Genomic DNA, 14,535 nt, shown 5'->3' with positions numbered 1-14,535 from the left:
GCCCAGACCTCATCCTCCCCGATGGATCGCAGCCTCCAGTGGGCCGCGGCGGCATTATTGCCCGGGAGCCGTGCAGGGTTTCTGAACGTGATTCACGTCACACATCAAAGCTGCCAGTTGGGATAGGCAGGTTCGACTGGCCAGCGCCCCGAGAGGCGCTGGCCGCCGGCGATCAGAACAGCAGCGACGCCATGCGGCGGCGATACTGGCCGACCAGATCTTCATCCTCGATCACCTTGAAGGCATCGATCAGCAGTTTGCGCGGACGCCCGTCGTCATAGGTGCGATCCCGGCGCAGCATGTCCAGGAACTGCTCCAGCGCAGCGGCGTCCTGGCCGGACAGCAGCAGCTGCACGCCGCGCAGGTGGCGGGCCTGCAGGTCGTCGCCGTTGGCCGCAATGCGCGCGTCCAGCATCTCCGCGGCCGGGGCCTCCTGCAGCGCACTGGCGAACTCCAGGCGGGCACGGGCGCGCACGGCGCGGTCATCGGTGGACAGATTGGCCGGCAGCGCATCGATCAGCGCGGTGGCCTCGGCGGTGGCGCCGGTCTGCAGCAGGGCCAGGGCGAGGTCGAGCTTGAGTTCTTCCTTGTCCGGCTCGGCGGCGATCGCCGCGCGCAGCACGTCGACCTGGGCCTGCGGATCCAGCGGAGGCGCCTCGACGGCTTCTTCCTCGTCCGGGGCCGCCTCCAGCGGGACCACGCCATGCTGGGTCAGGAACTCGCGCAGTTGACCCTCCGGCACCGCACCGGGGAAGCCGTCCACGATCTGCCCGCCCTTGACCAGGAACACGGTGGGCACCGAACGGATCTGGAACGCGGCCGCGATCTGCTGTTCCTTGTCGACATCGACCTTGGCCAGCTCGAAGGCACCGTGGTATTCGCCCGCCAGCTTTTCCAGCATCGGGCCCAGGGTCTTGCAGGGGCCGCACCAGGTGGCCCAGAAATCGACCAGCACGGGGGTCTGCAGGGACTTCTGCAGGACCTCGGTCTCGAAGGTCTCGGTGGTGGCGTCAAAGACGTGGGGCAGATCGCTCATGGTTTCAAATCAACCGGGAAACTGGAGATCAAGTGTATGGTGCCGGCCGCGGCCGGACGCAACCCCGGCCGGCGGATCGGCGTGGAAGCGGCGACAATACGGGCCTTGTAACGCAGCCGGGTGAGCAACATGCAGGGAATCCAACGTTGGGAAGGGGCGCTCGGCATTGCCGCCGCCGTGTTGTTCGTGGGCGCGGTGCTGGGTTTCGGCGCGGCGCTGCCGCTGTTCGATCCGATCGGCCACCCGGTGGCGCTGCTGGGCGCGATGGGCGTGCCGCATGCGCTGGCCTTCAATATCGTCGGGTTCGCGTTGCCCGGCCTGCTGGCCAGCCTGGTGGCGCTGCGCCTGCTGCTGCGGGTGCCGCGCACGGCGCCGTGGTCGATGCGCGTTGGCGCCCAGCTGCTGATGCTGGCCGGGGTCGGCTTCACCGCGATGGGCGTGCTGCCGCTGGATACCAGCGACCTGGACAACCCGGCCAGCCAATACCACGCCAGCGCGTGGATGGTCTGGGTGCTGGCCTTCGTGCCCGGGGCGGTGATGTCCGGGATCGGCGCGCTGCGGCTGCCGGCGTGGCGCGCCGTGGGCGCGCTGCACCTGGCCTGCGGGCTGGGCGTGCTGCTGGCGGCGTTCGCCCTGCAGGCCCTGCTGCCGGCACCGCTGGCCCAGCGCGTGGCCTTCGGTGCGTGGCTGGTCTGGCTGGTGGCGGTACTGCCGCTGGCCCCGGGCGCGCGCCGTGCCTGAGCGCGGTTCACCTGCCGCTGCGCCCCGGCACCGCGCCGGGGCCAGGGCAGGGCGATGACGTATTCGGCCAATCCCCAGTCAATTCAATGAGATGACGGGTTTGGGCGCTGCGGTGGGCCACCTCGATTGGAGCCCTATGCCGCACTGCGGTACCCTGTGCCGCTTTGCCGCCGCACTAGCGTTTTTATGACCAGCGTCGAACCCAACGTTTACGATCCGCAGCAGGTTGAATCCGCCGCCCAGCAGTACTGGGATGCCACCCGTGCCTTCGAGGTCACCGAGACCTCGGACAAGCCGAAGTTCTACTGCCTCTCGATGCTGCCGTATCCGTCCGGTGCGCTGCACATGGGCCACGTGCGCAATTACACGATCGGTGACGTGATCAGCCGCTACAAGCGGATGACCGGCCACAACGTGCTGCAGCCGATGGGCTGGGATGCGTTCGGTCTGCCGGCCGAGAATGCGGCGATCAAGAACAAGACCGCGCCGGCCAAGTGGACCTACGCCAACATCGAGCACATGCGTGGCCAGTTCAAGGCCATGGGCTATGCGATCGACTGGTCGCGCGAGTTCGCCACCTGCACGCCCGAGTACTACGTGCACGAGCAGCGCATGTTCACCCGCCTGATGCGCAAGGGCCTGGCCTACCGCCGCAACGCGGTGGTGAACTGGGACCCGATCGATCAGACCGTGCTGGCCAACGAGCAGGTCATCGACGGCCGCGGCTGGCGTTCCGGCGCGCTGGTGGAAAAGCGCGAGATCCCGCAGTGGTTCCTGCGCATCACCGATTACGCCCAGGAACTGCTGGACGGCCTGGATGAACTGCCGGGCTGGCCCGACTCGGTCAAGACCATGCAGCGCAACTGGATCGGCCGCTCGGAAGGGCTGGAGATCCAGTTCGACGTGCGCGATGCCGACGGCAGCACGCTGGACCCGCTGCGCGTGTTCACCACCCGTCCGGACACCGTGATGGGCGTGACCTTCGTGTCCATCGCCGGTGAGCATCCGCTGGCCCAGCACGCGGCCAAGTCCAACCCGGCACTGGCCGCGCTGCTGGCCGAGATGAAGCAGGGCGGCGTCTCCGAAGCCGAACTGGAAACCCAGGAAAAGCGCGGGATGGATACCGGCCTGCGCGCCATCCATCCGGTCACCGGCGCCCAGGTGCCGGTGTGGGTCGCCAACTTCGTGCTGATGGGCTACGGCACCGGCGCGGTGATGGCCGTTCCGGGCCATGACCAGCGCGATAACGAATTCGCCAACAAGTACGGCCTGCCGATCCGCCAGGTCATCGCGTTGAAGTCGCTGCGCAAGGAAGAAAGCGCTTACGACGCCACGCGCTGGCAGGACTGGTATGGCGACAAGACCCGCGACACCGAACTGGTCAACTCCGAAGAGTTCGACGGGCTGGATTTCCAGGGCGCCTTCGAAGCACTGGCCGAGCGCTTCGAGCGCAAGGCCCAGGGCCAGCGCCGCGTGAACTACCGCCTGCGCGACTGGGGCGTCAGCCGCCAGCGCTACTGGGGCTGCCCGATCCCGGTGATCTACTGCCCGAAGTGCGGCGCCTTGCCGGTACCGGAAGAGCAGCTGCCCGTGGTCCTGCCGGAGAACGTCAATTTCGTCGGCACCGGTTCGCCGATCAAGGCCGATCCGGAATGGCGCAAGACCACCTGCCCGGACTGCGGCGGCGCGGCCGAGCGCGAGACCGACACCTTCGATACCTTCATGGAGTCGAGCTGGTACTACGCGCGCTACACCTCCCCAGGTGCCCGCGACGCAGTGGACAAGCGCGGCAACTACTGGCTGCCGGTGGACCAGTACATCGGCGGCATCGAGCACGCGATCCTGCACCTGATGTACTTCCGTTTCTTCCACAAACTGCTGCGTGACGCGCGCATGGTGGACAGCAACGAACCGGCGCAGAACCTGCTGTGCCAGGGCATGGTGATCGCCGAGACCTACTACCGCCAGAACCCGGACGGCTCCAAGGACTGGATCAACCCGGCCGACGTGGATGTGCAGCGCGACGAGCGCGGCCGCATCGTCGGCGCGACCCTGATCGCCGACGGCCAGCCGGTGGTGATCGGTGGCACCGAGAAGATGTCCAAGTCCAAGAACAACGGCGTGGACCCGCAGGTGATGGTGAGCAAGTACGGTGCCGACACCGTGCGCCTGTTCTCGATGTTCGCCGCGCCGCCGGAACAGTCGCTGGAGTGGAACGAAGCCGGCGTGGACGGCATGGCCCGCTTCCTGCGCCGTTTGTGGGCGCAGGTGCAGAAGCACGCCGCCGACGGTGCCGCCCCGGCGCTGGACGTGGCCGCGCTCAACGCCGAGCAGAAGGCGCTGCGCCGCAAGACCCACGAAACCATCGGCAAGGTCGGCGACGACTACGGCCGCCGCCACAGCTTCAACACCGCCATCGCCGCGGTGATGGAGCTGATGAACGCGCTGGCCAAGTTCGATGACGTCAGCGAGCAGGGCCGTGCGGTCCGCCAGGAAGCGCTGCGCGCCACCGTGCTGCTGCTCAACCCGATCACCCCGCATGCCAGCCATGCGCTGTGGCAGGTGCTGGGCCACGCCGAGGAACTGCTGGAAGACCAGGCGTTCCCGCAGGCCGATCCGGCCGCGCTGGTGCGCGACGCGGTGACGCTGGCAGTGCAGGTCAACGGCAAGCTGCGCGGCACGATCGAGGTCGCTGCCGATGCCCCGCGTGATCAGATCGAAGCGCTGGGCCTGGCCGAGCCGAACGCGGCCAAGTTCCTGGAAGGTCTGACCGTGCGCAAGATCATCATCGTGCCGGGCAAGATCGTGAACATCGTGGCCGCTGCGCAGGGCTGATGCTGTCGTGCCGCCGGGTGCCTGCGCGCCCGGTGGCACGGATCTCCAGGGGCAGGGTCCGGACGCGCCATGCAGGCCGCCCGGTATCAAGTCCTGTTCACGCGGCATCCGGCACGATCACTGCTTGTTGCCGCGACCGCCCGGCTCCTACAGACTGTGTCCATGACCCGATTCCTGCTTGCCCTTGTCCTGACCTCAACCCTCGCTGGCTGCGGCTTCCATCTGCGCAACAAGCTGATGCTGCCAGCCGATACGGCGGCGGTGCAGGTGGTGTCCACCGCGCCCTACAGTGAACTGGTCAAGCTGCTGCGTCGTGGCCTGCAGGCCTCGGGCGCGCAGATTGCCGACAGCGACAGCACCGAACCTGCCGCACAGCTTCAGGTGCTGTCCGAGCGTTGGGGCGATCTGCCGATCGCGATCGATGCCCAGGGCCGTGCCCAGGAATACAGCCTGCGCTACGCGGTGATCTTCATCTTCCGCCGCGAAGACGGCAGCGAGCTGGTGCCGCAGCAGGTGATCGAGCTCTCGCGCGATTACGTGTCGCCGCCGACCGACGCCACCGGTACCACCACCGAGCGCGAGATCCTCGCCGACGAACTGCGTCGTGAAATGTCGGCCTCGATCATGCGCCGCATCGACAGCGTGGTCCGTGCCGAGCTGGAGCACGGCCGTGCCCCGGCCAAGCCCGGCACGACGCCGGCCACCACCCCGGCCACGCCGGCGGTGCCGGCCGACGTGCCGCAGGGGCGCTGAGCCCGCTCCGCCCGCGGATCGGCCTGCCCGGATGGAACTTCGTCCCGAACAGCTTGCCAGCCAACCGGCCAGCCAGCCGCTGGCTCCGGTGTATCTGATCGCCGGGCCGGAAACACTGCGCGTGCTGGAAGCGGCCGACGCCGTGCGTGCACGTGCTCGCGCCGACGGCGTCAATGAACGCGAAGTGTTCGATGCCGATGGCCGTGACTTCGACTGGAACCAGCTCGACGCCAGCTTCAACGCCCCCAGCCTGTTCAGTGCCCGGCGCCTGATGGAACTGCGGCTGCCCAGCGGCAAGCCGGGCAAGGAAGGCGCTGAAGTGATCAGCCAGTTCTGTGCCAACCCGGCGCCGGACGTGATCCTGCTGATCACCTGCAACGAATGGAGCAAGGCCCACCAGACCAAGTGGGCCGATGCGGTGGGCCGTGCCGGGGTGATCTCGGTGGCGTGGGCGATCAAGCCGCATGAACTCACCGAGTGGATCGAGCGCCGCCTGCGTGGCAAGGGCCTGCGCGCGGATCCGCAGGCTGTGCAGCGCCTGGCCGAGCGGGTGGAGGGCAATCTGCTGGCCGCCGCCCAGGAAATCGACAAGCTGGCCTTGTTGGCCGACGGCCAGACGCTGGACGTGGACACGATGGAGTCGCTGGTGGCCGATGCCGCCCGCTATGACGTGTTCCGGCTGGTGGAAGCCACCTTCTCCGGCCAGCCTGCCGCGGTGCTGCGCATGATCGCCGGGCTGCGTGCCGAAGGCGAAGCCGTGGCGGCCCTGACCCCGATCGTGATCCGCGAGCTGCTTTCCACCGCCGGCCTGGCGCGGGTGCAGGCGCGCGGTGGCAACCTGGCCGCGGAAATGAAGAGCCGCGGCATCTGGGAATCGCGGCAGGCGCCGTTCAAGCGCGCCCTGCAGCGCCATCCCGAGGTCAAGCGCTGGGAGCGCTTCGTGGCCGAGGCCGGGCTGGTGGACCGCATCGCCAAGGGGCGCGCCGATGGCGATGCCTGGCTGGCGCTGGAGCGGCTGTTGATCGCCGTGTCCGAAGCCCGTGCCGTGCGCCTGCTCGCCCGGGCCTGAGCCCATGGGGCTGCGCATCTATTACGGCGGGACCTTCGACCCGGTTCATCTGGGCCACCTGGCCATTGCCCGCGCCGCGCGCGACCAGCTGCAGGTGGCCGTGCGCCTGCTGCCGGCCGCCGATCCGCCGCACCGCGCCGCCCCTGGCGCCGATGCCGCGCAGCGCCTGGCCATGCTGGCCCTGGCCGTCGGCGACGAACCGGGCCTGCTGCTGGACCGGCACGAGCTGGACCGCGCCGAGCGCCAGCCCGGCGTGCCGTCCTACACCGTGGATACCCTGCGCGAGCTGCGCGCCGAACTGGGCCCGCGCCAGCCCATCGCCTGGCTGGTGGGGGCCGACAGCCTGTTGGCCCTGCCCAGCTGGCACGAGTGGGGCGCGCTGTTCGAGCTGGCGCATTTCATCGTGGCCGACCGCCCGGGCAGCCCGCTGGCCGACACGCTCGACCCGGTCCTGGCCAAGGCCCTGGAAGGACGCTGGGCCAGCCACGAGCGCGCGCTGTTCACCGCCCCGGCCGGGCGCCTGCTGCGTCTGCAGGCCCCCTTGCGCGAGGAATCGGCCACCGCCGTACGGGCGCAGATCCAGGCCGACGGTCCCTGGCAGGCGCTGCTGCCGGCGCCGGTGGCCGACTACATCCTCGGTCACCGCCTGTACGGCGCAACACCGTCGTGAATACGCGCGGCCCCGCCGCCCCGTATAATCGGCCCCACATTTATCGAGTTGACCCGCTTTGAGCAACCAAGCCCAGCCCCAGACCATCAAGGTCCAACTGCCCAATCCGGCGCCCTCCGTCATGCAGCTGCTCGAGTGCGTGCGCGGGGCCACCGAAGAACTGAAGGCCAAGGATCTCGTTGAGATCGACGTCATCGGCCGCTCCAGCGTCGCCGATTACATGGTGATCGCCTCGGGCACCTCCAGCCGTCACGTCAAGTCGATTGCCGATGAAGTGGTGAAGTTCGCCAAGAAGCTGGGTGTGATGCCGCTGGGCGTGGAAGGCGAGCGCGAAGCCGAATGGGTGCTGGTCGACCTGGGCGACGTGATCGTCCACGTGATGCTGCCGCGCGTGCGTGAGTTCTACGCGCTCGAGCGCCTGTGGACGGTGGGCGACCAGCCGCCGATCGAGCTGCTCGACGATGCGGACGACGACTACGACGCGCGCTGATCGCAGCGTGCCCGGTCACGACAACGGCGCCGATGGCGCCGTTGTCTTTTGCGGCGCCGCCTGCGGTAGCTGCGGAGGACACCGATGAAAGCCAGGTTGATCGCCACCGGCGAGCGCGCGCCATCCTGGGTCGCGCAGGGGTTTGCCGAGTACCAGAAGCGGCTCTCGCACTGGCTGCCGTTCGAGCTGGTCGAGATCGAGCCCGGCCTGCGCGGCAAGGGTCGCGATGCGCGCCGCGCGACCGATGACGAAGGCAAGCGGGTGATCGCCGCGCTGCCGAAGAATGCCTATGTGGTCGCGCTCGATGTGCCGGGCCGCCAACTCAGTTCCGAGCAGCTGGCCCAGCGCCTGGAGCATTGGCGTGGGCAGGGCAGGGACCTGGCGTTCCTGATCGGCGGGCCGGAAGGCCACTCGGCCGAGGTGTCGGCGATGGCCGACGAGAAATGGTCGATCGGGCCGTTGACGCTGCCGCACATGCTGGTGCGCCTGGTCGTGGCCGAACAGCTGTACCGCGCTGCGGCCATGCTGGCCAATCATCCGTATCACCGTGCGTGAAATAGTTGTCGCCAGACGGGTTACATCTCGCGAAAAACGGGCTACAATGCGCACCCCGCCCGAATAGCTCAGCCGGTTAGAGCACTTGACTGTTAATCAGGGGGTCGTTGGTTCGAGTCCAACTTCGGGCGCCAAGATTTGAAAAAGCCTCGCAGCGATGCGGGGCTTTTTTTTGCCTGCGATGTGCGCAACTCGCGTGGCCGAGCAACAAAAAGCCCGGGCACTGCCCGGGCTCCTTGCTCCCCAAGTGCGGCTACCTCATTCGAAGGTGTACTTGGCACCGACGGTGAAGTAACGGCCGATCGCACCGCTGAAGTGCAGCGGGTTGTAGTTCACGCCACCGTAGGTGGTCGGATCCAGCGGAGCGATGCGGTCGAACAGGTTCTGCACCGATGCATTCAGTTCGAAGGCCTCGGTGATGTTCCAGCGACCGGACAGGTCGAAGGTGGTGAACGAGGAAATCTTGGTGACATCCGTGCCGTCGGCATAGGCGAACTGATACGAGCCGTCCGGACCGCGGAAGTCGGTGTTCTCCATCTTGGAGATGTAGTTGGCCACGCCGCTGACGCTCCACGGGCCCTGCTTCCAGGTGGTACCGAAGTTGATGCGGTCCTTCGGGGTGCCGATGCAGTTGGTGACGTCGCAGTTGCCGTGGGTACCGGCATAGTCGACGGTCACGTCGGCATCGGTGCGCTCGAACTTGAGCACGTGGCTCCACTGCAGGTCCATTTCCAGCTGGCCCGGACCGATGTCGAAGGTCTGGCGGATGTCGGTATCGATACCGCGCACGCGGGTCGATGCCGCATTGATGTACTGCGTATTGACCGCCAGGATGCTGCCGGTGCCCGGAACGCCATTGAGCAGGTTGTTGTCACGCAGCACATTGCCCGCGGCAATCGCTTCGGCCGTACTGCCCTGGGCGATTTCGTTGGTGCGCTTGATCTGCCACGCGTCGACCGTCATCGAGGTGCTGGAGGTCGGCTGCAGCACCAGACCCACCGAGTAGCTCTTGGACTCTTCCGGCTTCAGGTCGGCGTTGGGGCGGGTGATGATGGCGACCGGCAGTGCGCCGCAATCGTCATCGTTCGCGCCCGGGGCCGGGTTGCCGCCGGGGCAGCGCACGGGATCGGAAGCGTTGGAGAACGCGGCCAGGCCACCGTCGCCGTTCTCGGCCGGGTTGGGGGCACGGAAGCCTTCGGCATAGCTGCCGCGGACGGCGATCCAGTCGGCCGGGGTCCACTTGATCCCGACCTTCGGCGTCGCCTTGCCTTCGCCGCTCTCATACTTGTCGTAACGGACCGCGCCGGACAGTTCCAACTGCTCCAGCACCGGGGCGGACAGCTCGACATAGCCGGCGTACACGTTCTGCGTACCGTCGTAGGCCGAGTAGCCCAGGCCGATGATCTGGCCCTGGTCGGTGAAGGTCTGCGGGGTCAGGCTGTTGCTGGTCTTGCGCCATTCGGTACCCAGCGCCAGGCCCAGCGGGCCACCCTTGAGGTCGGCCAGGCTGCGCGACACGGTGAAGTCGAACATGTCCAGGCTGGACTTGGCGCGGGCGCTGATGTCCGGCGAGATGTAGTCATACAGGGCCTGCGAGTTCAGCCCCGCGTTGTCGCCGATGCGCCACACGCCTGCCGGGCAGGCCGGATTGCCGAGCACGCAACGCACGGCGTCGTAGTTCAGGAAGCCGGTACGCTTGTTGACCAGGTCGGTGCCCGAATGCAGGTAGGCCGTGTCGTAGCTCCACTCGCCCCAGTTGCCCTTGACGCCCACCAGGAAGCGGTTGAACTCGTTGGTGTTCTCGGTCACACGCGGGCCGACATCCCAGGCCGAGTAGCGCAGGCGCGAGGCCTGGCCGGGGATCGGGTTGTCCGGGTGGGTCGGGCTGAGCACGGTGGCGCCATCGCCGCTGTTGGCGTTGACCGGGCCACCGGGATAGCCCCAGCCACCGGAAACGCCGGAGGGCGTGTTGCTGAAGGTGGTTTCCTTCTTGGAGTAGCCGATTTCGGTGTAGATCTCACCGCCCTCGCCGAAGGCGAAGCTGGCGCGACCAAATACGTTGACGTACTTCTCTTCCGGGGTCAGGTCACGGTACAGCTGGGCCGGATCCCACAGGCAGCCCTGCTGCTGGGCGGTGACATCGTTCTGGCCGGGGATGGTGGTCAAACCGGCGCAGCCCGGCAGCGCGACGAGGAAGGCCGGGTCGTCATCCGTCACCGCACGGTCGTCGAACACCGAACCGTTCGGACCCACACCGCCACGGGTACCGCCGGAGAGCGCGGCGCCACCCAGGAACTGGGCGTTGTTGCCATAGCCCCACGGGCGGATATCACCGGTGCCGATCCACTTGCGGTTCTTGCGGTCGCTGATCTTGATCGCGTCGGTCTTGCCCACGTCCAGACTGAAGAACGCGTTCCAGCCATCGGTGGCCAGGTCGCCGGTGCCGGCGGTCAGGGTGGCCTTCTTGGCATCGCCGTCGCTGTCGCCGGACAGGCCGTAGGAGGCGCGCAGAATGGCGCCGTTGAAGTCGCTGCGCAGGATGATGTTGACCACGCCGGCGATGGCGTCCGAACCGTAGATCGCAGAAGCGCCGTCCTTCAGGACTTCAATGCGCTCGACCGCATCCAGCGGAATGGTGCTCAGGTCGGTGAAGACTTTCTGGCCGTCATCGGCCAGGCCGTAGGTCGCCATGCGGCGGCCGTTCAACAGCACCAGCGTGGAGCCGGCGCCCAGGCCGCGCAGCGAGATGCCGGCGCCACCGCCGGCAAACCCGTTGCCGAAGGTCTTGGGAATGGAGCCTGACCCGTCCGCGGTCAGGGTCTGCAGATACTCGGCGACCGTGGTCTTGCCGGTACGGTCGATTTCCTGGCGGGTGACCACCTGGACGGGGGAGGGAGTTTCGGTATTCGTGCGGGGGATGTTCGACCCGGTGACGGTGATCCGGTCAAGGTTGGTCGCCTGCTCCTGCGCGAACGCGGAGGACGACGCCATGGCCCCTACCAGCAGCAGCGCGCCGCTGGTCAGGATCGTGGAAATGGAATGGGCCAGGGTATTGCGGCGGCTGTCGTCGCGGCGTTGGGTCGGGTGTTTCACAGCTTCTCTCCTGACTGGGAAAACCTAGATGTCAATAAGTCGACACCAGAACGGTGGCAACGGCGCCAATCTAGGTTTCCGGCAGGTGACGCAAGTGTGAAAAATTGCTTAATTCGGGAAAGATGGCGTGAGGGCGTTGTATGAATGGGGAGAGCCCCGTCGCGGGGCTCTCCGGACGCATCAACGCGGCAACGAGAATTCCACCGGCACCCATCGGTCCCGGCGACCTGACCATCGACGATGGCGGTGCGCCGCGGACTGCAGTCGGGCTCCGACCGCGGACAGCATGACGGCGCCCTAAGGCGCCGTCATCCCAGGCAGGAGCGGACCGTGGGTCCGCTCTGCTGCGACGTGTTACCGGCCCAGATCGAACACCACGTCCAGGTTGACCGACACGGTCGATTCGCCCGGCGACACCGGCGTGGAGACATCGGCCGCCATCGGCGCGGCTGCCGCACGCATCATCACCGGGCGGAAGTTGCCGCCACCGCTTTCGGAGATGCTCACGATCCGGCGCACGCGCAGGCCCAGCGACTTGGCATACGTTTCGGCGCGGGCCTGGGCCTTCTTCAGTGCGGCCAGGCGGGCTTCGTCGTAGACCGGCTCGGGCTGGTCGATCTCGAACTGCGGGCCGTTGATCTGGTTGGCGCCCTGCGCGGCCAGTGCATCAAGCACTTTGCCGAGCTTGGCGATGTCGCGCACCTTCAGGCTGACCGTGTTGCTGGCCTGGTAGCCGGTGATCTTCGGCGCCTCGTTGTCGGCGTAACGGTACTGCGGGCTCAGGTTGACGCCGCTGGTCTGCACATCGCGCTCGGCAATGCCGGCGGCCTTGATCGCGGCAAGCACCTTGGTCATCTGCTCGGCGTTCTGGCGCATGGCGGTGTTGCCGTCCACGGCCTGGGTGACGACACCGGCCGACAGCGTGGCCACGTCCGGCACGCGCCTGGCCTCGGCATTGGCCGAAATGTTGAGCAGGGTGCCGTCGGCCGGCACGGCGATGGCGGGCTGGGACTGGGCGTGGGCGGTCATCGAAGCTCCCAGGGCAAGGGACAGGGCGAGCAGCAACGGGGACAGGGACGGGCGGCGCATGTACATCTCCTTGTGAAGGCGTTGAGGTTGGTGTCGGGGCGATGAACGCGTCGTGAGGTTTGATGGGGTTGATGACGATTGGAGGGTGTTGCTTGCGATTCAGACAGTAGCCTCAGGTTATGCTTCCTCGATGCTTTATCTCGCCTCTCGATCCCCCCGACGAAACGAACTGCTTGCGCGCCTGGACCGACCGTTCCAGGCGCTCGACCTTCACGTGCCTGAAGTCCGCGCGCCCGCCGAGTCGGCCGCCGATTACGTGCAGCGGGTCGCCGCCGACAAGGCGCGTGCCGGGCTGGCGCTGGTCGCCCATGACCCGGACGCGGTGGTGCTCGGCTCGGACACCGAGGTGGTGCTGGATGGGCGCGTGTTCGGCAAGCCGGTCGATGCCGACGATGCGCGCGCGATGCTGCGCGCGCTGGCCGGGCGCACCCACCAGGTGATGACCGCCGTGGCGCTGGTCGCCGCCGGCCGGGAGCTGGGCGTACTGGTGGTCTCGGAGGTGACGTTCGCGGCGATCGACGAGGACCGGATCGCCGCCTACGTGGCCACGGGCGAGCCGATGGACAAAGCCGGCGCCTATGCGATCCAGGGCGGCGCCGAACGATATATCCGCCACCTGGCGGGAAGCTATTCGGGTGTGATGGGTTTGCCCCTGCAACAGACCGAGCAGTTGCTGCAGGCGTTTGAACTGAAGGGAGTCGCCCATGTCTGAAGAAATCCTGGTCAATGTCACCCCGCGGGAAACCCGCGTCGCCGTCATCGAAAACGGCATGCTGCAGGAGCTGCATATCGAACGCGGCTGGCGCCGTGGCGTCGTCGGCAACATCTACAAAGGCAAGGTCCAGCGGGTGATGCCCGGCATGCAGGCGGCGTTCGTGGAGGTCGGGCTGGAGCGCGCCGCGTTCCTGCACGCCAACGACGTGATCCGCCCGGCCCCGGTGGCCAGCGCCGATACCGAAGGCACCACCCTGCCGCCGCCGTCCTCGGTGCCGATCGTGGAGCTGCTGCGCGACGGCCAGGACATCGTGGTGCAGGTGGTCAAGGATCCGATCGGGACCAAGGGGGCCCGGCTGACCACGCAGATCAGCATTCCCTCGCGCTACATGGTGCTGCTGCCGCAGTCCAAGGTGGTGGGCGTGTCGGCCCGGATCGAAGACGAGGCCGAGCGCGCGCGCCTGAAGACCCTGGTGACCGAACTGTCGGCCCAGCACGGCGGTTACGGCTATATCGTGCGCACCAACGCCGAAGGCCAGCCGGCCGAAGCGATCGCCGAGGACGTGGCCTACCTGTCGCGGGTCTGGAACGTGGTCGAGCGCCGTGGCCGCGATGCCGCCCCGTGCAGCGTGATCTATGAAGACCTGAGCTTGCCGCTGCGCTCGGTGCGCGACCTGATCCGCAAGGACGTGGACAAGGTCAAGGTCGACTCCAAGGAGACCTTCAACCAGTTGCAGGCATTCGTGGCCAAGTACATGCCGGTGCTGGCCGAGAAGCTGGAGCTGTACAGCGGCGATCGCCCGATCTTCGACATGTTCGGGGTCGAGGACGAGATCGGCCGGGCGCTGGACAAGCAGGTGCCGCTCAAGTCCGGTGGCTATCTGGTGATCGACCAGACCGAGGCGATGACCACGATCGACGTCAACACCGGTTCGTTCCTGGGCCAGCGCAATCTCGAAGAGACGGTGTTCCGCACCAATCTTGAAGCGGCGCAGGCCGTGGCGCGCCAACTGCGGCTGCGCAACCTGGGCGGCATCATCATCATCGACTTCATCGACATGGATGACGCCGAGCATCGCCGTCAGGTGCTGCGCACGCTGGAGAAGGCGCTGGCCCGCGACCATGCCAAGACCACCGTCTACGACTTCTCGCCGCTGGGCCTGGTCGAGATGACGCGCAAGCGCACCGTGGAAAGCCTGGAGCGCCAGCTGTCCGAGCCGTGCCCGGAGTGCAGCGGGCGGGGCTCGATCAAGACCGCCGAGACGGTGACCTATGAGATCTTCCGCGAGATCACCCGGGCGGTGCGCCAGTTCGATGCGGCCCGCCTGCTGGTGATTGCCTCCTCGAAGGTGGTCGCGCGCATCACCGACGAGGAGTCCTCGGCGGTGGCCGAACTGGAGGAGTTCCTGGGCAAGAGCATCCGCTTCCAGGCGGACGAGCAGTACCTGCAGGAGCAGTTCGATGTCGTGCTGCTCTGACCGCGGCCGGTC

13 protein-coding genes and 1 tRNA gene are annotated in these 14,535 nt (G+C 67.4%); 10 read left to right on the top strand and 4 right to left on the bottom strand.

Annotation, left to right across the window (positions count from 1 at the left end; translation table 11 throughout):
* Positions 1-172 precede the first annotated feature (172 nt).
* Together trxA and PV764_RS05560 are read right to left on the bottom strand one after the other, a co-directional pair.
* A complete protein-coding gene (gene trxA / locus PV764_RS05565; protein WP_421116279.1) occupies positions 173-1,036 on the bottom strand; it encodes a thioredoxin in 864 nt (287 codons plus the stop codon).
* Positions 1,033-1,167, bottom strand: coding sequence for a hypothetical protein (locus tag PV764_RS05560; protein WP_266085418.1), 135 nt, complete (start codon positions 1,165-1,167; stop codon positions 1,033-1,035). Before PV764_RS05560 ends, trxA begins: the two co-directional genes overlap by 4 nt.
* Here PV764_RS05560 and PV764_RS05555 point away from each other — a divergent pair.
* From PV764_RS05555 to PV764_RS05520, 8 genes are all read left to right on the top strand, one after another.
* The gene (locus tag PV764_RS05555) at positions 1,166-1,777 is read left to right on the top strand and encodes a DUF998 domain-containing protein (protein ID WP_046273321.1); all 612 of its coding nucleotides are present in this window, start codon (positions 1,166-1,168) and stop codon (positions 1,775-1,777) included. The two genes, PV764_RS05560 and PV764_RS05555, sit on opposite strands and share 2 nt — an antisense overlap.
* 186 nt (positions 1,778-1,963) lie before the next feature.
* Positions 1,964-4,612, top strand: coding sequence for a leucine--tRNA ligase (gene leuS / locus PV764_RS05550; protein ID WP_070470989.1), 2,649 nt, complete (start codon positions 1,964-1,966; stop codon positions 4,610-4,612).
* 162 nt (positions 4,613-4,774) lie between these two features.
* Positions 4,775-5,365, top strand: coding sequence for an LPS assembly lipoprotein LptE (gene lptE / locus PV764_RS05545; protein ID WP_421116278.1), 591 nt, complete (start codon positions 4,775-4,777; stop codon positions 5,363-5,365).
* A 31-nt stretch (positions 5,366-5,396) separates the two neighbouring features.
* Positions 5,397-6,434 carry a DNA polymerase III subunit delta gene (gene holA, locus PV764_RS05540; RefSeq protein ID WP_070425626.1) on the top strand — a complete coding sequence of 346 codons (1,038 nt, stop codon included), beginning with the start codon at positions 5,397-5,399 and terminating at the stop codon, positions 6,432-6,434.
* A 4-nt stretch (positions 6,435-6,438) separates the two neighbouring features.
* Positions 6,439-7,104: a nicotinate-nucleotide adenylyltransferase gene (nadD, locus tag PV764_RS05535; protein WP_019183385.1), complete on the top strand. Its 666-nt coding sequence runs from the start codon at positions 6,439-6,441 to the stop codon at positions 7,102-7,104.
* A 121-nt stretch (positions 7,105-7,225) separates the two neighbouring features.
* Positions 7,226-7,594, top strand: coding sequence for a ribosome silencing factor (rsfS, locus tag PV764_RS05530; protein WP_087947504.1), 369 nt, complete (start codon positions 7,226-7,228; stop codon positions 7,592-7,594).
* Between the two features lie 84 nt (positions 7,595-7,678).
* Positions 7,679-8,149 (top strand): 23S rRNA (pseudouridine(1915)-N(3))-methyltransferase RlmH, encoded by a 471-nt coding sequence (gene rlmH, locus PV764_RS05525; RefSeq protein WP_019183383.1) that lies wholly within the window; start codon positions 7,679-7,681, stop codon positions 8,147-8,149.
* A 57-nt stretch (positions 8,150-8,206) separates the two neighbouring features.
* A tRNA-Asn gene (locus tag PV764_RS05520) sits at positions 8,207-8,283 on the top strand.
* A gap of 124 nt (positions 8,284-8,407) precedes the next feature.
* On the opposite strand, the gene PV764_RS05515 is transcribed toward PV764_RS05520, so the two are convergent.
* Positions 8,408-11,242, bottom strand: coding sequence for a TonB-dependent receptor (locus PV764_RS05515; RefSeq protein ID WP_019182608.1), 2,835 nt, complete (start codon positions 11,240-11,242; stop codon positions 8,408-8,410).
* A gap of 354 nt (positions 11,243-11,596) precedes the next feature.
* On the bottom strand, positions 11,597-12,331 hold the full coding sequence (locus PV764_RS05510; RefSeq protein WP_070427441.1) for an SIMPL domain-containing protein: 735 nt from the start codon (positions 12,329-12,331) through the stop codon (positions 11,597-11,599).
* A 130-nt stretch (positions 12,332-12,461) separates the two neighbouring features.
* Here PV764_RS05510 and PV764_RS05505 point away from each other — a divergent pair, with 130 nt between their 5' ends.
* Entirely contained in the window at positions 12,462-13,043 is a 582-nt protein-coding gene (locus tag PV764_RS05505; protein WP_421116277.1) for a Maf-like protein, read from the top strand.
* Positions 13,036-14,523, top strand: coding sequence for a ribonuclease G (gene rng, locus PV764_RS05500; RefSeq protein WP_019182611.1), 1,488 nt, complete (start codon positions 13,036-13,038; stop codon positions 14,521-14,523). Before PV764_RS05505 ends, rng begins: the two co-directional genes overlap by 8 nt.
* The last annotated feature ends 12 nt before the right edge of the window (positions 14,524-14,535 follow it).

Origin of the sequence: Stenotrophomonas sp. AS1, from assembly GCF_048957655.1 — a bacterium.
GTDB classification, from domain to species: Bacteria; Pseudomonadota; Gammaproteobacteria; order Xanthomonadales; family Xanthomonadaceae; genus Stenotrophomonas; species Stenotrophomonas bentonitica_A.
Note: the sequence above shows the minus strand (reverse complement) of the source record. Positions and strands in the feature narration are given on the sequence as shown.